Source organism: Pseudomonas sp. GL_093, from assembly GCF_057837605.1.
The window spans coordinates 18,171-39,546 of record NZ_JBYQNN010000002.1; the positions used below are offsets into that span (position 1 = coordinate 18,171).

Genomic DNA, 21,376 nt, shown 5'->3' on the forward strand with positions numbered 1-21,376 from the left:
GCAGTGCAAAAACGCTTAATCACGTCATGTGCTGCGAGCGAAGGATAACGTGTTGAGGAGGTCGGCTGTATGGCGGCGTATGGCCATGCCGATGACGAATATTTTAAAACATTGTCACCTTCCAGCGAGAGAACAGTCAGCGCCAATTGCTGCCTATCGCGACAGGCAGAAAACCACGACCCCAAGCTGACGATGGTGACTGGCAGCAACCAGAACGAATAGCCCGCTTAGAGCGGGCAGGTATCGCAGCGATCTCCTACTTAGATTCTTCAGGGGCCACACGGTCGAAAAATGCTTGGAACGTGTCCTGATATCGGTATCTGCCCCATTCCGCCCTGAAGTATGGCCCTTCATCATCCTGAAGAATCATTGCCTGCCTGGTCACTCCCGCAAGCTCTGAAGGGCTACCGAAATGGTTACTGAGCAATTCCGCTGTTTGCTTCGTCCCTGGCAAGTCTCGTAAGAGCCGCAGCGCCTCTTGCTCATCACTGGCCCAGCCGACACACCCCTCAAGAGTGAGCGATGGAGGGCTGCTAAATACGGGTATGCAGCCTGTTTCGCTCTGTGGAGCGCTGTCAGTCAAATGATCGAGTTCACTCATGACGCGTGTCCGGGACAACCTTCAACGCGGACTACCAATTCGGCAACTCGGCATTTGAGATCAATGGGGAGGCGTTTGAGCGCTGTTGCTGACATATTTTCGATCAGCTGATAGGTCAGCTGATCAGCGTCTACCACACTCTGCTGTAGATCGATCGCAAGTGCCTGGGCGGCTTTCAAATCATCCCGCAGGCAATCGCAGCAGGCGTCGACAAAGTTGACTTGGTGTTTTTCACAATGACTCATACACCCCCCGCCAAGTCTGTTAGGTGGCATGCAACAAATTCGAACTCGCCCACAAGGACGGATAGCTCATCACCGGCATCATCCAAGACTAATAGTGACTCATGCTCATCGGGCCCCTCGTGCACGAAATAATCACTGCCAATGGTCATGTGGAGATGGCACTCAGTACCATCTCCACCGCTCCCGATATACCGGATGGTGTCACCGGGTTTCCATAGGCTCCACGGGACGGCCTTCACAGACCTTTTCATATCCTTGTTGCGCTGATCGTCGGCGGTCAACAAAGCAAAGGCGGCCTCGATAACAGCCTTAACAACAAGAACTCCGGCATCACCGGTAGTGTCACCCGAGAAGGCTTCCAAAGCTTCATGCACAGTGGGTACATCAGCGATACGCTGGCATTGCCCCCATTCGATGCCAACTAGCGGAGGGGGCGGGTTGTCCATCGCCCAATCCTCAAGTGCTTTCACCAACGTGTTCACTTCAGCGGCAAGTCGCGCATCACCGCCAATTGCCCAAACCAACTGGCTGGACGCTATTGCGAGTTGAGCGCCCACACCAGGATTCATCCAATTTGGGTGTGTCCCCTGATACTGCTCTTCCGGCTTGCTGGTCAGAGCTGCCTGAAATGCCAACCTTGCGTCCCCATGGCGCTTGATCGCCGAGCCGTTCGCCAGCGTTTCCAGAGCCTGGGTAATCAGACGCAGACCAATAGTGGCCGCAGAGCGCGGTACCTTGACCATTTCATTGTCATTCATAGGTGCAACCTCTCCTTGATGCCCGCGATCTGATTAGAGTTGAGCTTGTGCTGAGAATGTGCGTCACGCAGCAGCTCGTAGGCCGCATCCAAGTGCTCTTTGGTGCCAGCACCGGCAAAACGCTCGACAGTGTTTTCAAGCTCGCCGCGTGTGCGAAAGGTGAGCCCGTTGGTTGTCCACGGAAACGCGTTATGTGCGCTCAATGGCCACCTCCATTTCGCTTTCGCTTCGGAAGTCTGCGAATACACGTGCCAAGTCGTCGGCGCCGATTTGCACCAGGTCGGGCGTGTCGGTGAGAAACGGTAAAGCTTGGCCCATCAACCGCAAAGCTTGATCGAGTCGTGATTGCAGCGCCGCTTCGCGAGCCAGTGACCGGGCCAGAGCCGATTCATCGCTCGCAGTGCTGGCGATCACAACAGAGGTATGGTTCGGAACATGGCTGAGAAAGCCTTGGGCCTGAGCGAACCGCAAGGCTTCACGCACAGGCATACGGCTGACGCCATAATGGTCAGCGATTACTTGCTGACTAACTTTGGTACCGACAGGAAGTGCACCGCTTGAAATTGCCTGGGTAAGTTGATCCGCGATGAACGCGCCATCCACAGATCGGTCGGGGCGAGGCCCGAGTGCTTTCACCAAAAACTCACACATTTTAAGTGTCCCTCCCCTCAGATTTGAGTAGTGCAGTTTTACGATTGCAATTTCCCATGGTTTTATCCCGCTTGATTCAGCCGGAGCGCCAACACGTATAAGTCACCTGTGTTCCGCCAGGTTAGGATTTGGAAATCGCCAGCTGCCATTTCCTGCCAGTTTTCTGCGCTCGCGCTTTCAGCGCCCACAACGCCATCTTTGGTGATGTGGTCGACCTTCACGTGAGCGACAACTGGTTTGCCCGTATGGTTAGCGTTGATAGAGGTTTCAATGCGCACACCGATTTTTGCTTGCATCGGGGGTAGTCCAGCATTAGGCAAATAGCCAATGTCGAGCAGCTCGACTCGTCCAGGCTCAAAGGTGGTGCTAGTCACCTGAAAGCGATGCACCTTGCTGTAAACTGAACCGCTCCCCACGAAGCGAATTGCCTCATCCAGTGACATCGAAGGCGAGTCTGACAGTGAGGCGGCGCTGAGCTGCAATCTCGAATCAAGTTCTGCGGTAGGCTCGCTAAATCTCAGCAGTACACCGTTGAAGGTGACCAGGACTTCACTGGAGGCACCCTGAGGCACCAGTGAGAGCGTTTGGGTGTTCTCGGGGGTGCTCAGGTGCCCAAGCCAGCTGCAACCGCTCATAGTTGAAACGAGGGTGATCAGGGTCGCTATCCGAGCCAAAGAAATGATGTTCATCAAGTGTCCTTCTGAAATTGCGGCTGGGCCTGAGATACAGCAACTTATTTTTAATGCACTTATACCGTACTGGCGCATGTTGTTGCGAATACATAAACGGCGCTGATTTGGTGTACTTATCTGAAGAGCTTCTAGTGCACGGCTCTAACCAGTGAAGGCGTTGGTGATGTGGCCAAGGCTGTGTGCCGAGTCAGAACATTGTCCTTGTTCTTCAATGGCAGCGAACAGAGCGCTGATCTCGTTGCTGATGTTCAACCACCATGCCAGGCTTGAAATGATCACGTAAACGTACGGCCGGTTAATGGCATTCGCCGCGTCCTTCATCTGCTGCTGAGTGTTATCCGTGTAGCGAATCACAAACTTCATTATTCCGGAGGTTGTGTCATGGCCATCGACAAGCTCAACTCGGGTCAGCACCTCTTGTGACAACTCAGCGCCAGCACGATCAGTCAAGATCGATTTGAGAAGTGTGACGCGAGCCTGCCCATTGAGATAGTTCGATAGAGCTTGGAGATATTCAGCATTTACGCTTCTGCCATGATGCGTCGCGAGCTTCTTCATGGCCGCGTGCAAATCCTTTGGTACCCGGACAACAAACCTGTCGCGGTCTTTAGACGGGATGGTGGGCGTTTGCTGTTTCAAAACAGAACCTTCTGATTGCGGTTGGAATATTGTGGGTGGCAGTTGGCAAGGGGGTCAACGTACTTGGGAACGCTTGCTTGATGCTCGCTCCAATCGTGTGATCCGTTCGGCAGCGGCCAGCAGCAGAAAAGTGTGTTCATCAACGGCCGAACCTTGTTTGCAGAGCGATTGCGCCAGATCTACAAGCCCTTTCACCATATCGTGGGCAAGCCAGTGAATGCCCAGGCTGTCGGTAGTTACTCCATGTCCAGCGGAATTCAATGATTCGCGAATGGTTTCGATGCTGAAATACTGCCCATCCAGCCGCACTAAGCTTGGCTCATCTGCGTACATCATCAGCGGGCCGACGGAACCTTCACCATCTGCACCGACCGGTTGTTCAATCTGAAATTCTTCGTCAATGAGACTGACAATTGCCGCTGCGCTTGCGCTGCCTTGATCTGATTTCTTCGCTTCGCATGCGAGATCACGAATTTTAAGTAATAAATCTCGAAATGGTATGGCCATCTTCTGTCCTTATCCGCCCTGGTGATTGGCGACGTCCGTAAATTTTGAGTCGTTGTCCCGTGCGGCCAGCACCAGGCCGCACGTGTATCCCACTGAAGCTATGGCGCTCGATTTCAGGTATCCCGCAGCACTGCTGCATAAGCCCGAAGAAAGGCTTTGCGAACTTCACGATCCATCTTTGCGATCCACAAGGTTGCTGCGTAGAAACCACCATCGGGTGGCGCTACTACCTGCGCGCCGGGGAAGCTGGATGCGAAGGCCATGAAGTCTTTCTCAAATTCGTCAGCGATTTTTGCTCCGCGCAAAAGAGAAAGGTCATCCATTTCCGCCGCTTGATCGAAGAGGGCGGCATAGTGATCGCGCCACATTCGGCGGTCATCGGACGGCCCCCCCATTAAGGCGACGATGCTCGCGATGAGTTCTTCGTTTTCCTGTGACATTCCTAAACTCCGATCACTTGGCTACATCGGGAAAGCAGGGCTCGCCGTTGCTTTTCTTACAGAGAGTGATGGACTCCATGAGCTTCCCGGCGACGTAGAAGGGGTCGATCATGACTCCGGCAGGAGTACTGACCAAACGATACGCTTCGACCTTGGCGCCCTTCAGAATTGGGTACGAATCTTCTTCCAGAGGTATGGCCATCGCTACATCCTCCATGTAGTCGCCGTTTGTGGACGGGCATACCACTCGCGCAACATGAACGAGCCAGCCATTTTCGGACATGGTTTTGTTTAGCTCACCAATGAATTCGCATTTCGAGGCTGGGTCTATGAAGCGCATAGGGCCTTGATAGTTGCGGTCATAGTCTTGCGTGCTCATCAGTGAAATAGGACCAACTTGCGTCATAACGGGGCTCGTCTTCTCCGTTACAGTGGCATCCCCTTTGATAGCAGTAATCGCTGCCATTACTGCCAAAGTCAGACCTACACCGAGAAGCACGCCAGTAAACAATGCTCGTTTCAATACTCGTGACAAAGGGCTTAAGGCCATGTGAAGACACTCCTTCGAATCATGTAAAGGTAAATGGATCGTTTCTACTGGCACAGGCCCATTGAATCGGGCCTGTGGGTTTAACTGACATAGAAGCAAGTTCGGCTTAGCCCCGCAAAGCTGCCCTGAGCTCGTTGTGATCCATGTTGCGGATCGAGGCTTTGGCCAGGATGAACTGCTCGTAGGCAGCCTCATCAGCGGAGCTTGGTTTGACAAGGCGTGCATTGAGCGTGGCCCTTGCCTTGTTGCAGAAATCGAGCAACTGGTTGCCAGCATGGTTCGGGTTGTAGCCTTCGTTACGAGCAGCAAGGGCTTTGCTGGAGAGGTGGTTCATACCGATAGTCATCTGATAAGTCCTTTTGGCCATTGCGAGTAAGGAGGCATCTGGGTGATGTCCTGGTGGCGGCCATTATGAAATATACTTCACGCACTATCAAGAAGTATATTTCCCTCCATCAAAGAGCCCCGAGCTCCAGCATCCACACAAGAGGATCAATGTCCCAAGGTAGCCCTAAGCGTGCGTAGTGCTCGTTCCATGCGTAGGCGTACTGAGTCCAGTTGGCATACCCCTCCATCCCGATCTCGGCATCTGTGATGCTCTCAAGCCGTGCAACTGATACAGCCTTAAGCGTCACAGCTCCAAGACGCTGCGTCTTGCTGTAGGGGAGGGACTCCAGCACTTCGACCTTTTCTCCAACCTTGCCGAACGGACACGCTTGAATCATGTCCTCAAGAGAAAGCTGTCTCGTGTTGTCGGCAGACCAAAGGAAAAGATCAGCTCCAACTTGAGTCTCGCCGAAGAGATCTTCGCTTGGTGCGGGGAGCACTGCTGGCTGCGGAGTGATAGGTGTTCGATGCTGCTTTAGCGTCCCCGCCCGAAATGCATCCGCTTGAGTGCGCGAGAGTCGTATTTCTGTGCCCATATTGATCTCCAGTGGGCTTTCGCCCGGAAAGTCGTCGCGGATGGCTTAAGCCTGCTCTGCGAGCCATTCACCCAGGTAGTGATCCAGCGCCGCGTCGGATGGAATCGAATCCGGGTCATCCTGCGCTTTGAGGAAAGAGCAGAAGTTGGCAACGGCTTCTTCACGAGCAGCTTTGTTGTCGGCTTGAGGTGCTGGGTGTTCAGCATCCAAAGAGGCTGCTGGCGCGGTCTCGGGAGCAACGAATGGCTCAACTGCGGCATAGATAAGCTTTGAGAACGTTGTTGCTGTAGCGGGCCGAAATCCGGGTTGTACAGCCAGAATCTGAGCAATGTTTTTCTCAATCTGGCTGCGCCTTGAAGCACCTATGGGTGCAGGCCTATCGGGGTCTGGGGAGGCACTTTCATCTTCTCGCAATGCATTGAGGAGCAAGGGGAGGGAGGATGCGGCTGCCGCAATGAACCTTGCGTAAGCAATCCCCTCGGCATCATTTCTGTAGCGGCAAACTGCGCGACCACCATCAGCAATAACGATTACCGGAGGCTTGTCATGCTCGATGATTGGCACAAACAAAGAAGTGCTTGGAACGGAAGCGCAAAGCTCATTGAGCAGATCCATGTCGAGGAGGGCGCGCGGTGAAATGGGCGTGCTGCCAGTGTGTATTGCCTGATTTACCAGAGCATTCATGATGGTCCTCGCATTGCTTGGGCTGTGGCTTAATTTCACAATAGAATATTGGGAAATATTCTTCCCTGCAAGGCTCATTGTCAAAATGGCTCTAAATCTGGCATCAAAACAATCAAATTGAAAAAAGCGCTTGGAAATGGCCAGTAAGGGAAATATACTTCACCTCTATTTAGAGGTTGGTACAGCGTAGAAAGGTGCCCGTGGTGCAAGAGATGGATGAAGTCGTAGCAGCAATTGAGCAGGCGAGGCAGCACCCGGCAATGGGCGTTACCATTCAGAAGGTTTCGCCCGATAAGCCTTACGTGGGCTTCTGGTATGGGAGCAACGGCCAGCGAAGCTACGTAAGAAAAATTGTCTTCTCCACCGGTAGGATTCAGGGTGCAGCAACGGCGGAAGTGGCCGATGCAGTGGGATACAAATCGATAGACGCAGCGGCCGTAGATCTCGCGGCGCTGGGGTACACCGGCTCATACCTCCAATTCGCTCCCTATGTAGGTCAGCTACGGCTGTTTTGAAAAAAGCGGTACTGCCTGAACCATTGAGTACCTCCAACACCATTAACTATTGAGCACCGGTCGTTAGCTTAGAAATCACCTGGGAAGGCAAAAATATATGGGCAATGTGTCAACAGCCGTCTCTGCCAGAGACCCGCGTGAAGTACTGTTAAAGATCGCTAAAGAGATGAGTCAAAGCGCCATCGCCGTTTCCGAGCGTGCGTGCCTGGTAACAAGCGCCGACGGATCAAAGCGACTTGCGATGACAGGGATTACGAGCGTCAATTACGCTGGATCTGGGGTCGGACAAGGTGCAGTTTTGCATAAGGTCTCTTTTCGATTCATTGGTGATGACAACGATCCTTTGTGTCGGTACCACACAACTGAGGACATGGCCTGGGCCCTTGTTGATCCACGAGGAGGCAATGTCATATTTGGCCCGGAACAGGGAATTCTCGTGCGCCAGCGTTCATGTGGCATTGGCTCGTACATCCTCGGGCAGCTCATTCGTTTGGTTAGTCCGAGCGTCTCGACAGGTCACTTCAAGGTTTATGAATCCAAACTGCCAATGTCAGCTGCAAGCGTGTTGTCAGAGGTTGAGCAGCATGAAAACGAAGCGAGAAGTGAGGCAATGCTTCGCCGAGCTGGGTTCTTCGTCTCCCCGGTCGGTTCGGGTTTAGTGGTTGGTGCCCGCCGAGCCACTGAACTTCAAAGTCGCTGGGATCAAAACAAAGTGCGGTTCTTGAGCCCGTTTCAGCTTGCCGAAACCGCTTCGATCTGGCTGAGGGAAGCTAGTGCATCAACAGTAAATTGCGACTTCCTCAAGCGTGAGCTTGAGCTGGCGCGGGAAGAGTTGCAGAACCATCACGCCACAACTCAACAACAGCAACAGGATCTGGATGCGACAATCGTTTCGCTAAATGCCCAAAAGCGGGCTGACGATCAGACTATCGGCGAGTTGTTGAACAAAAACCATGACTTTGGTCAGCAACTGATTGACCTGGCGAATCAAGAGCCAGTAGCTCTGGTGCCCACCAAAGAAGTTGAGCCTCAGGCCGCGAGGGTGCAGACGCGAGTTTTTCGGTTCGAGCTGGGGCACGGTGTTATGGCTTTGCTGTGGGCTGTCCTGGTGGCGACCATAGCGATTGCCGTCACCAACCTGAAGCTCGTTTAGATCCATGAACTGAGATCAGGCACTTCCTGTCCATTCCACACCGAGGTATCTGATGAACGCTGACCTTGCTGAAGCTTTGATCGCCACAATGCCAAGTTCCGCACCGGGCTTGTTCAACCCTTGGCGGCAGAAGTGCGAATTCGACAGCGATTCAAACGGGCCAGAACGCAGGTTGATTCGTCTTGCTCAGCACCTGGATTGCGAGGCTCGCGTTATCCTCGTAGGCGAAGCGCCTGGGTATCAAGGGGCCAGATATAGCGGTGTCGGCTTTACAAGCGAGAAGCTTCTGATGGCCGGCACGATCCCGCGTATTGACGCGATTTCAGATCGCCTGTCGAAACGAGATCTGCCTTTCTCCGAGCCAAGTTCTACGCTGATCTGGAAAGCGTTGTACCGGCTGGGTGTCGCAGACCAAACCGTGCTTTGGAACGCGCTTCAACTCCATCCCTTTCGACCCGGTACGCCATGGAGCAACAGAACACCAACTCCGGCAGAACTGAAGCTGGGCAGCAGCGCTTTAAAAATGCTTCGGGCCTCTTTTCCTGACGCCCTCTTGATTGCCGTTGGGCGTAACGCCGAGCAAGCTTTAACTCTCACAGATATTGGCTATGACGCAGGTATCAGACATCCAGCGAACGGCGGGGCGACTGAATTCGCTCGCGGTTTAGAAAAAGCGCTGAGCAAGCTTTGATTCGTTTGATGCCGTGACAATTGCCGTGTCGGGAAACATACTTCTTGCATGTCCGGGAAGTATATTTCATAATCCGGACGGCATTTTCATAACCCCGCGTCCTTTGGTTTAGCAACGGTGGTTGTGAGTCATGAGCAGGTTTTTTCTTGCCTGGATTTTGTTTTTTTATCCAACGTTAACGGGTCAGAATGCCAAAAAATAAAGTCGGAGTTCCTATGAATGTGAAGGAGCTTGTCGCTACCACCCTCGACCGCAGCAGGGCCAGAATGCAAAAGACAAATGACAGCGCAGAGCTACTATCGGATGTAGAAGAGCTCGTAGCGATCACCCCTGAAGAGTTCAAAGAGGTTCTCAGCGGTTGTGGCTGGAGCGCTGAGCGTCTTGCAAAGCGTTGGGGCATGACTAAGCGCCGCGTCAATCAAATCATCGCTGACGCGGATCGGCCACGTTATTACGATGACGCTATCCGGGCACTCTCCATTCCGGTGGTTGAGCCCAAGCGAAAACGGGTCAAGAGAGCTGCCAACCCGGCAAGCGACGCATAAGCGTCTACCTTTGGTTGGAATGGCTGAGACAGTCAGGGTAGGCAGAGAATTGGTAATTTTGATAGCGGATCGAACGCATGGGAAATAGCAATTGGGTATTGGGTAAGACCTACGAGTTTACTCTGCCAAACGGGGACAAATTGAAGCTGCGGTTGAAGGGTTTCAATCAGCACCTGAATAAAGAATGGTTCAACCTGGACACGCAGGAAGTCATCAACGACGTGCCGCCCTACGAATCTGTGCGAATGGTTGGATAAACCCCCTCCAGGCTAAGGTTTGCTTAGCATGCGCAAAGAGTGTATGGAATAGTGTATCAATACCACCCGGAGACTAAGTAATTGAATACACAACAATTAGAACAGGTTGGTGGGCGTAATGATGAAGTTGCGCTTTGGCTTGTAATAACTACGGTTGCTCCAGCTCTATCAATAGTTAGTGTGATTCCCTACAGCTTTAAGCGATTAGCCACCGGACAGTTGGTGGATTGGGCTTGTTTTATCGCTCTGATACTGATGACCGGTTATTTTCTTTATAAAGCATTCGGTCTTTATCGAAAAACAGTAAGTTTGTTTAGAGCCTTAGATAAGGCGGAATGGTTGGCGGAAAAGCAGCAGGTATCGGCCATCGAAGAAAACCAAATTAAAATTATCTGTTCCGTTGGTTACATTGATTGCCCTCACTGTGCAGCTTCGCAAATGAATTTTATAAACGATCCGCGCGGCGGTACATATGAATGTGATAGTTGTGCAAAATCATATCATGTGCCTGAAAGCGCGAAGATCGATTTGAACTAACGCAGCAAGTACCAAGACTAGTAACTATTTTTTCAATCCTGAACCTCGCCCATGAGTTATGGGTGAGGGGCAGCTGCGCCCAGAAAAGGAAGATTCATATGCCACTTCGTCATTGTGTTGTTCACCTCATTGAAAAAAAGCCTGACGGTTCTCCGGCAGTATTGTTTGCGCGTGAGGCTGAGCTGCCCGAATCCGTTGCGACGGAAAACCTGCTCGCCGAACTGAACGAAAACTACAACTCCAAACCGGGAAAGGCGTGGGGCTTGTTCCATGCCGAGTCTGGTGCGTTTCCATTCAGTGGTTGGCTGAAGACGTATCTGAGCGGTGGTCATAGCTTCGTTGATTTCAGCCGTGAGGCGGTGGAGCATCTGCAAAAGCTCATGGAAGAGTCCAACCTCTCCGTGGGTGGCCATGTAATGTTTGCCCACTACCAGCAAGGTATGACCGACTACTTGGCAGTGGCGCTGCTCCACCACAACGACGGCGTGGCGGTGACCGATGAGCTGGACGTCACCCCTTCACGCCACCTAGATCTGAGCCAGTTGCACTTGGCTGCTCGGATCAACATTTCCGAGTGGCAGAACAACAAGCAGTCCAAGCAATACATCTCTTTTATCAAAGGCAAGAATGGGCGAAAAGTCTCGGAATATTTCCGTGATTTCATTGGCTGTCAGGAAGGGATTGATGGCCCAGGCGAAACCCGCACACTCCTCAAAGCCTTCAGTGACTTCGTCGAAAGCGAAGATTTGCCGGATCAGTCTGCTCGGGAAAAAACCAAGACGCTGATCGATTATGCAAGTGCTCAAGCTAAGCTCGGCGAGCCGATGGGGCTGGAAGAGTTGTCCGAGTTGATCGATGACGAACGCCCGAAAGCGTTCTACGATCATATCCGCAGCAAGGATTACGGGTTGTCGCCAGAGATCCCTACTGATCCGAAAATCATGAAGGCCTTCAAAAAGTTCACCGGCCGTTCGGCAGGGATCTCCATTTCGTTCGAAGCCCATTTGCTTGGCAAGGCGGTGGAGTTCGATTCGGAGAACGGGACTTTGCTGATCAAGAACCTCCCAGTCGATTTGGTCGACCAATTGCGTCGCGACGCCAGCAAGTAATCTGCAAGTGGCGACTCTGTCGCCACATTCCCAGAGGAGGAGAGAATGAATAGTGATGTTGCTCAGTCGACGGTTCCAATGCTCGCTGCCGCGCCAGCAAGGTCAATCAGTGAGTTGGTGTCGCTGATTGCCCCGGCCAGATGGGATGCATACTCGGCGAACCTGGTGCGATGGCTGAAGGTTCACGGGCGGGAGGGCGACGCGATCTACTGTTTGAGCCCTGGTGCGAAGCTGGCTGATATCTATGGCCCAGGCGCGCTTTTTCTCGGGCAGCCGTTCAGCGATGACCATGCAGATACGGATTTTTCTGGCGTGCTGGTGATGGGGGCGCTTACGTTTGGCCCCGATGCCAAGAGACTCTGTCACGCAGGCAAAACACCCCAGCTTCAACCTATCGAAGGGTTTTGGCAGAAGTACATCGAGAAAGGTCGCTGCGCAATTGATCCAGCGCATAAAGTGATGTTCAAAGAGAACAATCGCATCATTGAAAGTCGTGGAAAGCGTGTTTGCGCCTGGTGCTCAGCTGAAGTCAGCTAAGCATTCCCGAAAGTCATATGGCCAGAAACAAGGACATACCGCAGGTTTGGCAATCTTACGGCGGCGGTAGTGGCGGCTGAAACGCAGCTTTTCCTTGAATCGAACAATGTCCGAGTAGGGCAATGACCTGGTGCTTTGTCAGGCCCACGCCGAGGTTTTCGGTGCAGGTGAAAAAGCACTCGATTGTCCGCATCAGGCCTTGAAAATAAACTGCGGGCGCGCCTTGCGCACCGTCCCCCCCGCTGCTACTACTTCCTGCGGGCCAATGATGGCCAAACGCTAGGCTGTGTGAATAGCCAGGGAGATCCAACCATGTGGCACATTAGATCAATTACTGGTCCGGGCAGCACCGGTGCTCACATCATTGGGGGGATGGAGGGCAGCATGGCCACTCGGCAGATTGGGGACAGGCTTGGTCCTCAGGGTGCCCGCTACATGGTGGTATCAGGAGACCGCGTCCTAAGCCTTGAGGACATCGGCCCGATTGGCGCGCCGGGTGGCGGACTAGATTGGGGGATCAAGGTGAACGGAACCCAAGCTGTCTATTACGGCGGTGAAGGATATATCGACCTGAACATGGACAGTACTGGTAACGTCACCATATCGGGCGCCGGTCCGACGCTTGCCACTAACGCGCCCAGCGCAAACACATCCGAGGTCACGGCCCTGGCTGCCGATTTGTCCTGCGGCTTCATCGGCAAACACACTCCACAGTCCTCATCTTTCACTTTTAGCACTGGGATCAATTCGGTCGACGTCATGATCCTTGTTATACCAACGGATCGGTGCTGCCTGATGGGCTGCGTCGGATTTGACGTAAACCGCTCGGATGGGCAGGTGTTCAACGCCGGAACCGCAATAAGCGATACCGTGTCGACGGCCGCAGTCGGGGGCCATCTCGCTTTTCTACACTGTATGCGTGGCGGAACCTTGGACTGGACTGTGACGGTTTCGAATCCGCTTAACATTCCTTGCAATGTTGTTGTAGTCGTAAGCTCCGACACTCCGTCGGCAGACGCTCTGTTCCATGAAAGCTTGTCCAACGACCTCAAAGCCAAGATCGACAGCTATCACCTACTGCCGACGCTGGAAGGTTTCCATACGCAGGGCTTCATGGATAAGTGGCGCTGCGGTATATGCCAGATCAAGTGGTACGTTTTTGTTGGTGCAATCGCCTATGGGCTCCCAATAGTTTTCGCGGAGATAACCTACCGGAAGATAGCGGGTTGGGTTGTGACAACCGAGACTGTCAACAAGATCGTGGCGATCCTCAAGTCGATAGCAGAATTGGATGAGGGGACGGCAGCAGGGATTGCCGATACTATTTTGGCCGCGACAGATCCGATGACTTGGCCACGTCTGATTTGCAAGTACGATGGGACATGTCATTGAATCAGTGACGGTAATCTCCACAATACATTAGGGCTTTGAACCGCTCCTACGGCATTTACCGTAGGAGTGTGGATGGCGTCCAGCAGCCAAATAGTTTGCGCACCAACCACTACGCGCCCAACGAAGTTGTGTTTGGGCGTGCAACTGGTCTCGGGCTGTATTCATGGCGCGGTATGCTTCAATAGTGATCACATCGGCATCGAGCAGCGCTAAAGCATAGGCGTGTAACCACAAGCGAAATATTTGTAACAGATGCAAAAAGGCCCGGCATAAGCCAGGCCCTTGGATTTTCTGGGTTGCTTAGTTCACCCAGCTATCAACCATTTCTGCACCGTACTTCTGTTTCCATTCCTTCAGGACTTTGTTGTTGCCGCCCTTGGTGGCGACTTTCTCACCGGTCTCCGGATTGGTATAGACCTTCTCAACTCGCGCTCGGCGAGTCTTTGGTTCGGCGCTGGTTGCTTTGGTGCGGGTACGAGCGGACTCGGGATCGAGGATGGCGATGATGTCACGCAAACTCTTGCTGTACTGCCCCATCAGCGCGCGAAGCTTTTCCTCGAATTCCATTTCGGTTTTCAAGCCATCGTTTTCAGAAAGAATTTTCAGTCGAGCTTCCAGCTCCTTGATGGCGCCTTCGGTTGCGCGATACTCGTTGATAAGAGACATGTTTCACTCCAGCGGTAATTGGTTGGGCGCTCTGTCGAACGACAGCTTGCTACTACGAGAACAAAAAAAGTCCGGAAACTCAATGTATTTCGACAAAATTTAACAACCGAAAGTTCGCAAAAGCGTAGCGGGATTGTGAGTTTCGGTTGGTTTCAACGTCATAGTTATTTCAAAACCTTCAAGCCTCTAGCCATTTGCTCAATCCGGTAGGAGTGTTGAAGAATCCGGTTCAACCGCCATAAGGAGGTCTTATTGGAGGCGCTGTCTACTTCCGCCAGATTTTTCACTACTTCACCTAATTGCCACTCTATAGCGGAAATCTCCTCGGCGATTGTGGACCGCTCAGGATCTGGTGCTCGTAGATGTACGACGGTGTTAAGTGCCGGTTTTTGGTTCTGCATCGTCGATGGCCTCGGCGGTTTCGCGAGCCGCGTCTGTTAGCGTGATCACAAGTGCATAACGTTCCCCGCCATTCGTCCAGGTTTGAACGGATACATCTCCAACCTCCATGACTGGATTAGCTGTGACAACTGCAATTTGTTCACGCCCATTTATTTCCTTGGCCGGAAGGCGCTGCGTGTAAGTGATAAACGATTTTATACGGAGCGGGAATGTTCCAAGAAGACTTCTTTCCATGATGGGAGTAACTTCCAAATCATAGCCAATGGTCTCCTTACTGACTCGTATCGACTGTTTATCGAAGAAGGTGGTTTCGTTTGTAGTGGAAATAAAGGATTTGGCGACAGTATCTGCGTACTTACTGATATCAATTTTTTCTTCTGAATCCTTACGACCTGGGAGAACGCCGGAAGGCGCCAAGGGGGCATCGGGTTTGAGTCGCAAGAGGGTGACTCGGTATTTGACAGTGGATCGCTCCTGAGGAATTGCCTTTAAAATAGCGGCGGTGCGCTGTGCATCATAATCGCTCGGGGTGCTATTCATTTGTAACTCTTGGCCGCCGTGCCCTACCAACGGAACGCAAAGTGAAAGCATCATCAAAAGTTTAGCAATAGTTTGTTTCATTCGATTCCTACCTATTTTGGTTGTTTGCCAAGCTTGATCGGCTCGGCAATTACGTCGATAACTTCACGGCTTCGATCCCAAGTGAGCAGGCTCGGAATCTCAACCCCCGCGCCCTTTTCAGAGGTTCGGTTTGTATTCGAAAGCGCTTGAGGCCTCGGTATCGGAAAATGGCGTAACAGGTGATTTCTTGTTGAGAAGGCTGTTGACCATTGAGCCTGGGAACATTTGGATAGAGTTGTTAAACAGCTCGACATTCCTGTTGAAGATGGTGATGGCCGCGCCGACATTTTCTTGCTGCTCGGCGATCTCGCGCATCATGTTGTTCACCGGCTCGGATGCTTTGAGGTCAGGGTATGCCTCGAACGCAACCCGGATGCCACCCAGAAGCTCTTTGGACGCATTTTCGACGGAAGCCAATGCATCACCGTTCGCGGCAGCGGGAAGGCTCTTGATCGCACTCCGAAGGCCTGTGATTTTCTCAAGGAGAGCCGATTCGTAGCCTTTGAACTTGTCAACCACTTGCTGGAGTTGATCGAGCACCTTCGTTTTCTGGCGCTCATAAACAAGCACATCAGCCCATGCGCGTTGAACGCGGTTGTGACCGCCAATGATGCCGTTATAGATACCGAGCACCGTCAAAATGACGAGGGCGACGACTACGAGCGTGACGATGAGTGGAATATCCATGGGTTATTTCTCTAGGCTGATTGGTGGAGTAGAGGTGCTGAAGTTGTCATCGTGAAGCTCCGTCAGGGCATGGCCCCAGCGGAGAGCGGACATCAAGCGCGGGAGCTCCACACCTTTGGCGATTTCCGCATGGAACTGTTGGGGGGCGAGCAAGGAGTACTGTGTACCGAATGACAGAAGGTCATCGTTTGCAAAACTGATGCAAAGTTTTCCGGTCTCGGCGAACTCCAGGTTGAATCTATTGAGGATGTTGAACAGCCCCAACAGATGAAGCACCGTCGACGGTCTGATGAATTTTGCACACGCCATCTCGCTAAGGCCGGTCAACGTGAACGCCCGATTAAAGTCAGGTGATGCGGTATCCATACCGTATGCAAAATCGTTGTGTGAGTGGCCATCTGATCGCACAGATATTCCAGTCACCCATGGAAAATCGAGCACCAGACTGTAGCGGTCGAAATGGTCATAAACGATTTGAGTCACGGTTTTGGTGCCACCCTTCCCATCGGACACAACGGTTACGACTGTTCGCTGATCAACGTAATGAAGATGGTGATATTCATAGGGAATTTCCCGAAGCGAACCTTGAAAAGTGCCCTGTATCGACTCAACCAGTTCGCGACTGAAATTCCCCCGTTTGTAGTCGCCAAACTGTGCGTTCAGGCGGGTGAGTGTCTGTCCCGGAGTGTCGTCTAAGTACGTCAGGCCGTTGTGGTAGAAAGAAGAGAGGCGCGCGATGTTGCGGCTAAGGGAAGGCAGCCGATCTGAGGTCGAGTTGATCCATAGCAGACTTGCGCCAGCGAGCACCAGGCCAATCAGGGCGATGCCCAGAGAGATCAAAAGCGGATCGATTTGCAGCCGGTAAGTAAGTGCGTCAAGCAACGCAATGCTACCCAGCCAGTAGAGAGCGCCGCCGCTGGCGATCAACAATGCACCAACGCCGAAAAACCACCAGGCGATCTTGAAGTCGAATTTAAGTGGGCCATCGAACTCGGCGAACTTTTGTACTTGCTTCAGAAGGTCTGCTTGAGATCCAGCTTGATCAACATTGGATTCGCCCGTGGTAAGCAGTTCGTCCAGTCGTTCATTGTGAGAAGGTTTGGCCATATCAATGACGATCCAACGCAGGTTGCGTGTCAGTCAGTTTGAGCAAGGCTCGAACTTCTAGGTGCGTGTTCACCCACCATGCAGCTGCGTGGATGATCAGGCTGTTCATTGAAATCGAGATTTCACGTGCCTTGTCGGCAATTTGCCCGTGCACCCCTGAAGCTAATCTCGTCACATATTTCCGTGTGCGATCATCGTCTGTCGACACGCGCGGCACAGTTGCGATGGCCACCGCTGCGGAAGCTTCCGAATGCATGGCGATCAATACGGTGTGCATGCGTCGAACAGGAGCTTGGTCGTCCAACCAATGCTCAAGCGCTTGCTTTATTTCCGCGTTGAAGCTGCGATCTTGAGTTATCGCCAGATCTCTCAAGGCTTGGTGGACAGACTCTGGGAAGCGGACAACAAACTTATCTGCTTCGCGGGAACCATAGTTATTAGTATGCATTTTTTGGGGTGTCCTTCTTGCATTCGAAGCTTTCTGCCGCCCACTCGCCAGCCACTGCCCGCGTAACAAATCGGCAGGTAAAATTAGAACCTTGGGCAATGGCGACTACCGACGCACCAGTACCTGGAAGCTTCAGCACACGAACAGAATCTACTGGTGCGTCGAAGAACTGCCTCATTAGATCGGCCGCTAGTGATTCAGGCGTGTTGGAGGTCACCTGGGCGTTCGCCTCGTTCGCAAATGACAAAAACACAGCGCCGCAAATTAGGGCATGGCGTAGGGCGGAAATCGGGGTCATCAGGATGCATTCCGTGAAGTATCGTTCTGATTGATTTGAAATGTCTGAGTCGAGCGCAAGCAAGACTCGTGGCCCACGAGTTGCTTTTCATCGGTGTCGATCCAACCAATCGTTGGCGCGTTCCCAAGGGAAAACGAAAAATACGACTGTTTGGTTCGGCAAAAAGGAAGTTCTACCGACTGGTCGCAGATGTCGCATTTGGATACTGAAGGCAGCACCGACGGTCGCAGATAGAAGCGGTAGCTGAGAGGGACATGAAAGACCCCCTCGACCACGAAGTTAATGTTTGAAGAAGTCACCAGGCTCGACATGTCTGCTCCTTCAGCCTTTCCGGATAGTTACGAAGGTTTGGAAGTCATCACCTGTTGCGGCCCAAGCATTCTTTTGAGAAATGGAGCCCAAGCGCTCGGCGGGCTCAAGGGTTACCGAGAATTTGGTGGAGATAGCTTGTAAGTACTTCTCTGCGTTCGTCTTCCCCACGCGGCCTTTACCGGGTGCGAAATACAAAACCACGCCATCCCCGCAAACACCGATATCTGCGTCCGGGCCAAGAATCTTGCGAGCGCTGGCTCGTACGCTGGCGGCATGAAACTTTTCCAGACAGACATTTTGTTGAGTCGCAACTGAAGCGGCAGCAATGCTGGTCGTTGCGCTGGATGCACTGTTCGCTATCAGTTGCTGGTTGTTCATTAGATGGAGCCCCTTAATTGGTGAGCCGTCAGTGTACGCAGAATCTGCGTATCGCTCAAGAAGAAACATCGCTATGATACAACAATACCGAATAATGGCCAGTTGCCAAAATTTCCGCTTGGTTATGTCGGTTCGATTGTTGGAGGGGCATGCGGCTTCGAGTTGTCGCTCTGGTTTGCCAGCAGCGATGTTTTCCACTTCTCCATAATCGGCTCCACTATTGGTGGCCCGCTCGGGGTGGCGATTTTTTCAGTTGGCTCGGCAGCCTTCATAGAGAGGTAGGAATTGACGATGGCCCTCGACAAGCAAGAAGCAGATTGGTTGTACGGGCGAATGTTGGAGGATTGCGATATTGCTCTCGCCATCGAATCTGGTCAGTTCACTAGCCTTAACGATGTTTTGAAAGCGGTTAACGCAAGCGCCTCGGCACTTCAGGCCAAGCTAGAGGCGAGTGGAATGAAGTTCGCTCGTTCCGTCAGCGAGGAAGAATTGCAGCACGTCCAAGCCAGCTATGAGGCCGGGCTACCGAGTACCGTGAAGCATTAAATCTGGATAGGAAAATCAAAATGACCAACGTTGTAGCCCGGCCTGACGGCCAGCCAGTATCTGTCACCTTCAACGCGGGCTTGCCAGGGCCGTTTGACGGTACCTGCATTTTCCTGCTCGATGACGGTTCGATCCATGCAGGGGAAGTGGTGCGCAACTCGCAAACATTCCCCGCAGGTGCTCTCAGCACCACCAATCCGGCAGGCGGCATCCATGAAAAATTCGAAATCCCGCTGCGTCGTGTAATCGGCTGGGCAGACGCCGGTCCTAAAGACAGATCCCGAGCGGAAATCTAAATGGTTCTTCTGCGCGTAATCAAGCGTGAAAAAATGTTAGCCCTAAGCACCCGCGCGGTGCTCTGCCTCGCCTTCATCATGGTTCTCTGGGCAATGGTTCTTGTCTTAGGTACCTGCGCAGCCCTCTACGAGGCAGGCTATTGGTGGCTGGCTCTAGCAATATCATCACCCTTGGGGGCGGGGCTTGCGCGTGGCATAACCGATGAACTTCGATACTGTCGACCGGACTGGTTCAAGCCAGATCTTGCCGATCACCAAGATTGAATCCCATGCCATCCGTATTGATTGACGGCATTGAAAGTGTGCCGCGAGCCAAGGTTGCCCGGGTTTAGAAATGCAAGTCTTTGGCCGGTGGCGGCACAGCACCTGGTCGATTGAATTGCCGGGAGTTAATCCCGGCATTTCGCTAAGACAGGGTCGTCTGGGTCGACACCATTGGCAACGGCCATTGCTCGATAGTTTGGATACAACTTGTGCCCACCATCCTTTACGTCGTCCTTGTAGCTCCCTCTGATAAAGCCAAGGCGGACGGAGAGATTATGTTGCGCACCTCTGAGGAGGAAACCTGCGCAGACTGCCGGTTTCGTTGTTCCAGACGTGTGACACGAAAATTGGTGTTCTGACATGTCGTACGCAGTCTCTGCGGAATGTCTAAACGCCTCTGCTGGGAACTCACCAACTTTTGCGTCTTCTCGCCATGGGCAAGTTTTGCAGGGCTTTTTGCGGTACAGCCCTTTACCTCCAGTGATCGTAACGACTTGATGATCATCGCCTGCTGGTCGGGCGTAAAGCTGCTTGATCTCGCTCACTGAGTGCTCCTTGCCTTCATCTCTTGTGCTGCTGTTAGGCGCACTCAGAAACCAGTGCGGTTATGCTGCTGCACGCTTCGCTGGCTATGTACCCTGCCAGTGCATAGATCCAGTGGTCGTCAACTTTATCGCTCTTGCACAGTCTGTAGATGGTGTTGTTGCTAACCCCCATTTTTTGAGAAAAATGGATTTGGGTTATACCTGCATCATCCAAGCAGGCTTTGAATTCTGATCCAGTCATTTGTTCCCTCTCTGATAATGACTCTGCATACTTGTCGCTGGCAGAATCGCGTGATTTAAGCCAGAATCCGTGAGCCGTTACCAAAGGCAGCAGCGTTCGCATGGGGCAAAATGTCTTAAATGCGAAAGGTCTGGTAATATCCAATATGGTTGGATAATGCGCTAAATTATCATCAAAATGGATATTTTGCAATCTTTAGTGAATGTGGGGTATCCCCCCAAGATGCTGTACGCCCCCTCACGAAGCCAGCAGTGAGCATTTGCAAAAAATTGCTTTCATGGCCGTGAAATATACTTCATCATTGCTGTCGAAATTCTTTCCTGCCTACCTGTAGGGGAGTTGCGATGTGCGCTTCAATGGCATTCGTTTTAGCAGCTATTGGCACTATGAAGGGGAGATTCCCCATCTCATTTGGATAGGACAACAAACATGAAAAAAACGGAATATGATCTGGGTAAGCGCCTGCGGTTTGTGGCGATTACAAACCTTTTTATAGGCATTCTTGTGGGGCTTTTGGCTGCTAAGTTGCCGTCCACCATGCTTGAAGAGTTTTGGCCATTTGTTGTAGGTGTCGGAGTATTGCTCGCAGCGTTTGGGCTCATCTGGTACGGCATTCGTCGGGTCTTCACCACCAGGGAGTTCAACATGATGGCATGGGACGTTTATCTCAATGGGAAACGGCGCGTAACACTACCGGCTTTCAATAGAGAAGAGGCTGTGTCTGAGGCAATGAAAAGACTGAATCTAGACAACCAAGAAGGGTTGAAAGTAGGCATCCACATGACTCAGTACTCAGAAATATAGCCGCCCATACGCCTGAGCAAGCGTGCTGGAAGAGATCCGCGAGGAAGCGCGGGACAGCGTTCTGTTCAGGAATGACAAAGCAGTAGGGCACTTGGGATCGATGCTATTGCCAGTGATTCTGCCGTCACCATTGAATTGAACGAAAAAAAGCCCGCAGACGTTGCGGGCTTTTTTCGTTTTGGCTGATGGTCAGTTCGTAGATCGGTACGGAAGTCTCTGTGCCGCCATCAAGGCTCTGTCGTAGCCGCTGCTCCACGGCGTTTGCCCATTTGGCTCGGGAACCACCATTTGGCACCATGCAAACCGATTGAGGGCTATACCTGGGGCGGGATTGC

General features: G+C 52.4%; 34 protein-coding genes. 13 read left to right on the forward strand and 21 right to left on the reverse strand.

Going from position 1 to position 21,376, the window contains the following annotated elements:
* Positions 1-256: 256 nt before the first annotated feature.
* From AC3IUE_RS32650 to AC3IUE_RS32705, 12 genes are all read right to left on the reverse strand, one after another.
* Positions 257-601 carry a hypothetical protein gene (locus tag AC3IUE_RS32650; protein WP_489269415.1) on the reverse strand — a complete coding sequence of 115 codons (345 nt, stop codon included), beginning with the start codon at positions 599-601 and terminating at the stop codon, positions 257-259.
* Positions 602-842: 241 nt separating this feature from the next.
* On the reverse strand, positions 843-1,604 hold the full coding sequence (locus AC3IUE_RS32655) for a hypothetical protein (protein WP_489269417.1): 762 nt from the start codon (positions 1,602-1,604) through the stop codon (positions 843-845).
* Positions 1,601-1,807 (reverse strand): hypothetical protein, encoded by a 207-nt coding sequence (locus AC3IUE_RS32660; protein WP_489269419.1) that lies wholly within the window; start codon positions 1,805-1,807, stop codon positions 1,601-1,603. The genes AC3IUE_RS32655 and AC3IUE_RS32660 overlap by 4 nt, the downstream gene beginning before the upstream one ends.
* Positions 1,794-2,255 (reverse strand): GntR family transcriptional regulator, encoded by a 462-nt coding sequence (locus AC3IUE_RS32665; protein ID WP_489269421.1) that lies wholly within the window; start codon positions 2,253-2,255, stop codon positions 1,794-1,796. Before AC3IUE_RS32665 ends, AC3IUE_RS32660 begins: the two co-directional genes overlap by 14 nt.
* A 62-nt stretch (positions 2,256-2,317) precedes the next feature.
* Complete coding sequence (locus tag AC3IUE_RS32670) at positions 2,318-2,944, reverse strand: hypothetical protein (protein WP_489269423.1); 627 nt, start codon at positions 2,942-2,944, stop codon at positions 2,318-2,320.
* A 144-nt stretch (positions 2,945-3,088) separates the two neighbouring features.
* Positions 3,089-3,586 (reverse strand): Arc family DNA-binding protein, encoded by a 498-nt coding sequence (locus tag AC3IUE_RS32675; protein ID WP_489269425.1) that lies wholly within the window; start codon positions 3,584-3,586, stop codon positions 3,089-3,091.
* A gap of 54 nt (positions 3,587-3,640) precedes the next feature.
* Entirely contained in the window at positions 3,641-4,093 is a 453-nt protein-coding gene (locus AC3IUE_RS32680; RefSeq protein WP_489269427.1) for a hypothetical protein, read from the reverse strand.
* A 113-nt stretch (positions 4,094-4,206) separates the two neighbouring features.
* Positions 4,207-4,533 carry a hypothetical protein gene (locus tag AC3IUE_RS32685; protein ID WP_489269429.1) on the reverse strand — a complete coding sequence of 109 codons (327 nt, stop codon included), beginning with the start codon at positions 4,531-4,533 and terminating at the stop codon, positions 4,207-4,209.
* Positions 4,534-4,546: 13 nt separating this feature from the next.
* Positions 4,547-5,083 carry a hypothetical protein gene (locus AC3IUE_RS32690; RefSeq protein WP_489269431.1) on the reverse strand — a complete coding sequence of 179 codons (537 nt, stop codon included), beginning with the start codon at positions 5,081-5,083 and terminating at the stop codon, positions 4,547-4,549.
* 106 nt (positions 5,084-5,189) lie between these two features.
* Entirely contained in the window at positions 5,190-5,417 is a 228-nt protein-coding gene (locus tag AC3IUE_RS32695) for a hypothetical protein (protein ID WP_489269433.1), read from the reverse strand.
* A gap of 121 nt (positions 5,418-5,538) precedes the next feature.
* The gene (locus tag AC3IUE_RS32700; RefSeq protein ID WP_489269435.1) at positions 5,539-6,006 is read right to left on the reverse strand and encodes a hypothetical protein; all 468 of its coding nucleotides are present in this window, start codon (positions 6,004-6,006) and stop codon (positions 5,539-5,541) included.
* 45 nt (positions 6,007-6,051) lie between these two features.
* On the reverse strand, positions 6,052-6,768 hold the full coding sequence (locus AC3IUE_RS32705; RefSeq protein WP_489269437.1) for a hypothetical protein: 717 nt from the start codon (positions 6,766-6,768) through the stop codon (positions 6,052-6,054).
* 134 nt (positions 6,769-6,902) lie between these two features.
* Between AC3IUE_RS32705 and AC3IUE_RS32710 the strand changes: the two genes are divergently transcribed.
* From AC3IUE_RS32710 to AC3IUE_RS32745, 8 genes are all read left to right on the forward strand, one after another.
* Positions 6,903-7,205 (forward strand): hypothetical protein, encoded by a 303-nt coding sequence (locus AC3IUE_RS32710; RefSeq protein ID WP_489269438.1) that lies wholly within the window; start codon positions 6,903-6,905, stop codon positions 7,203-7,205.
* A 97-nt stretch (positions 7,206-7,302) separates the two neighbouring features.
* Positions 7,303-8,358: a hypothetical protein gene (locus AC3IUE_RS32715; protein ID WP_489269440.1), complete on the forward strand. Its 1,056-nt coding sequence runs from the start codon at positions 7,303-7,305 to the stop codon at positions 8,356-8,358.
* A 52-nt stretch (positions 8,359-8,410) separates the two neighbouring features.
* Entirely contained in the window at positions 8,411-9,049 is a 639-nt protein-coding gene (locus tag AC3IUE_RS32720) for a uracil-DNA glycosylase (RefSeq protein WP_489269442.1), read from the forward strand.
* A 215-nt stretch (positions 9,050-9,264) separates the two neighbouring features.
* Entirely contained in the window at positions 9,265-9,594 is a 330-nt protein-coding gene (locus tag AC3IUE_RS32725; protein ID WP_489269444.1) for a hypothetical protein, read from the forward strand.
* A 338-nt stretch (positions 9,595-9,932) separates the two neighbouring features.
* Positions 9,933-10,388, forward strand: coding sequence for a hypothetical protein (locus AC3IUE_RS32730; protein ID WP_489269446.1), 456 nt, complete (start codon positions 9,933-9,935; stop codon positions 10,386-10,388).
* Between the two features lie 98 nt (positions 10,389-10,486).
* Positions 10,487-11,497: a nucleoid-associated protein YejK gene (gene yejK, locus AC3IUE_RS32735; protein ID WP_489269448.1), complete on the forward strand. Its 1,011-nt coding sequence runs from the start codon at positions 10,487-10,489 to the stop codon at positions 11,495-11,497.
* Between the two features lie 45 nt (positions 11,498-11,542).
* Complete coding sequence (locus AC3IUE_RS32740; protein ID WP_489269450.1) at positions 11,543-12,034, forward strand: hypothetical protein; 492 nt, start codon at positions 11,543-11,545, stop codon at positions 12,032-12,034.
* Positions 12,035-12,418: 384 nt separating this feature from the next.
* Entirely contained in the window at positions 12,419-13,426 is a 1,008-nt protein-coding gene (locus tag AC3IUE_RS32745; RefSeq protein ID WP_489269452.1) for a hypothetical protein, read from the forward strand.
* A gap of 300 nt (positions 13,427-13,726) precedes the next feature.
* Here the strand turns inward: AC3IUE_RS32745 and AC3IUE_RS32750 are convergent, their stop codons facing one another.
* From AC3IUE_RS32750 to AC3IUE_RS32785, 8 genes are all read right to left on the reverse strand, one after another.
* Positions 13,727-14,092, reverse strand: coding sequence for a histone-like nucleoid-structuring protein, MvaT/MvaU family (locus tag AC3IUE_RS32750; RefSeq protein WP_489269454.1), 366 nt, complete (start codon positions 14,090-14,092; stop codon positions 13,727-13,729).
* A 375-nt stretch (positions 14,093-14,467) separates the two neighbouring features.
* On the reverse strand, positions 14,468-15,115 hold the full coding sequence (locus tag AC3IUE_RS32755) for a hypothetical protein (protein WP_489269456.1): 648 nt from the start codon (positions 15,113-15,115) through the stop codon (positions 14,468-14,470).
* A gap of 117 nt (positions 15,116-15,232) precedes the next feature.
* The gene (locus tag AC3IUE_RS32760) at positions 15,233-15,802 is read right to left on the reverse strand and encodes a LemA family protein (protein ID WP_489269458.1); all 570 of its coding nucleotides are present in this window, start codon (positions 15,800-15,802) and stop codon (positions 15,233-15,235) included.
* Positions 15,803-15,805: 3 nt separating this feature from the next.
* A complete protein-coding gene (locus tag AC3IUE_RS32765) occupies positions 15,806-16,909 on the reverse strand; it encodes a hypothetical protein (RefSeq protein WP_489269460.1) in 1,104 nt (367 codons plus the stop codon).
* A gap of 1 nt (position 16,910) precedes the next feature.
* Positions 16,911-17,357 (reverse strand): Arc family DNA-binding protein, encoded by a 447-nt coding sequence (locus AC3IUE_RS32770; protein ID WP_489269462.1) that lies wholly within the window; start codon positions 17,355-17,357, stop codon positions 16,911-16,913.
* Positions 17,347-17,655, reverse strand: coding sequence for a hypothetical protein (locus AC3IUE_RS32775; RefSeq protein WP_489269464.1), 309 nt, complete (start codon positions 17,653-17,655; stop codon positions 17,347-17,349). Before AC3IUE_RS32775 ends, AC3IUE_RS32770 begins: the two co-directional genes overlap by 11 nt.
* Positions 17,655-17,966: a hypothetical protein gene (locus AC3IUE_RS32780; RefSeq protein WP_489269466.1), complete on the reverse strand. Its 312-nt coding sequence runs from the start codon at positions 17,964-17,966 to the stop codon at positions 17,655-17,657. Before AC3IUE_RS32780 ends, AC3IUE_RS32775 begins: the two co-directional genes overlap by 1 nt.
* A 10-nt stretch (positions 17,967-17,976) precedes the next feature.
* A complete protein-coding gene (locus AC3IUE_RS32785) occupies positions 17,977-18,345 on the reverse strand; it encodes a hypothetical protein (RefSeq protein ID WP_489269468.1) in 369 nt (122 codons plus the stop codon).
* A gap of 291 nt (positions 18,346-18,636) precedes the next feature.
* Here AC3IUE_RS32785 and AC3IUE_RS32790 point away from each other — a divergent pair, with 291 nt between their 5' ends.
* From AC3IUE_RS32790 to AC3IUE_RS32800, 3 genes are read left to right on the forward strand one after another with little or no spacing between them, the layout of a single operon-like run.
* Positions 18,637-18,891, forward strand: coding sequence for a hypothetical protein (locus tag AC3IUE_RS32790; protein WP_489269470.1), 255 nt, complete (start codon positions 18,637-18,639; stop codon positions 18,889-18,891).
* Positions 18,892-18,911: 20 nt separating this feature from the next.
* On the forward strand, positions 18,912-19,187 hold the full coding sequence (locus AC3IUE_RS32795) for a hypothetical protein (protein WP_489269472.1): 276 nt from the start codon (positions 18,912-18,914) through the stop codon (positions 19,185-19,187).
* Entirely contained in the window at positions 19,188-19,451 is a 264-nt protein-coding gene (locus AC3IUE_RS32800; protein WP_489269474.1) for a hypothetical protein, read from the forward strand.
* 125 nt (positions 19,452-19,576) lie between these two features.
* On the opposite strand, the gene AC3IUE_RS32805 is transcribed toward AC3IUE_RS32800, so the two are convergent.
* Complete coding sequence (locus AC3IUE_RS32805) at positions 19,577-19,996, reverse strand: DUF6283 family protein (protein WP_489269475.1); 420 nt, start codon at positions 19,994-19,996, stop codon at positions 19,577-19,579.
* A 10-nt stretch (positions 19,997-20,006) separates the two neighbouring features.
* Between AC3IUE_RS32805 and AC3IUE_RS32810 the strand changes: the two genes are divergently transcribed.
* Positions 20,007-20,228: a hypothetical protein gene (locus tag AC3IUE_RS32810; RefSeq protein ID WP_489269477.1), complete on the forward strand. Its 222-nt coding sequence runs from the start codon at positions 20,007-20,009 to the stop codon at positions 20,226-20,228.
* 438 nt (positions 20,229-20,666) lie between these two features.
* Positions 20,667-21,041: a hypothetical protein gene (locus AC3IUE_RS32815; RefSeq protein WP_489269479.1), complete on the forward strand. Its 375-nt coding sequence runs from the start codon at positions 20,667-20,669 to the stop codon at positions 21,039-21,041.
* The last annotated feature ends 335 nt before the right edge of the window (positions 21,042-21,376 follow it).